This is a genomic window from Phormidesmis priestleyi ULC007 (genome assembly GCF_003003695.1).
GTDB lineage: Bacteria > Cyanobacteriota > Cyanobacteriia > Leptolyngbyales > Leptolyngbyaceae > Phormidesmis_A > Phormidesmis_A priestleyi_A.
The window spans coordinates 1-607 of record NZ_PVWG01000158.1; the positions used below are offsets into that span (position 1 = coordinate 1).

1 protein-coding gene is annotated in these 607 nt (G+C 53.7%); it reads left to right on the forward strand.

The genetic code is table 11. The features are described from left to right. A partial coding sequence (locus C7B65_RS27180) for a transposase (RefSeq protein WP_146135865.1) occupies nucleotides 1-607 on the forward strand: 607 nt, incomplete at both ends.

The window sequence follows — 607 nt, forward strand, 5'->3', positions numbered from 1 at the left end:
GCGGGGCAACTCGAACACGCAAGAGCGCTTTGACCAGTTGGTCGAGTTTCTGTGCGTCTTTGCACCTGAAGACATCGCTTTTCTGACCGCAGACCGGGAGTTTATTGGCACCCAATGGTTTGCCTTGCTGATGGCGGAGCCTGTGACTCGGTTTCGCATCCGTATTCGCGAGTCGCAGTTACTGTTTGATGGGCAGCAATCGCTCAAGACCACGATTGTGTTTCAAGATTTGCAGCCTCAGCAGTCCAAGGGGTTATCCGGCAAACGACGGCTTTGGGGTCATTGGCTTTACTTGGCAGGATTGCGATTAGAAGACGGATCGTTGCTGGTGGTTGCCACGAACCATGCGCCCTCTACTGCCATTGCTGACTATGCTCTGCGTTGGGGCATCGAAACCTTGTTTGGCTGCTTGAAAACTCGTGGCTTTTGCCTGGAGGCAACCCAGATCAAAGACCCCGAACGACTCAAGAAGCTCATCGCGCTCTTAACCTTGGCATTCTGCTGGGCGCATCGGGTCGGGGAGGGGGTCGGGGAGCATCCCACCTTTGCGATGAGTATTCATACTCAGTGCCAACCTCGCCATTCAATTGGACAATCTAATAGAAGT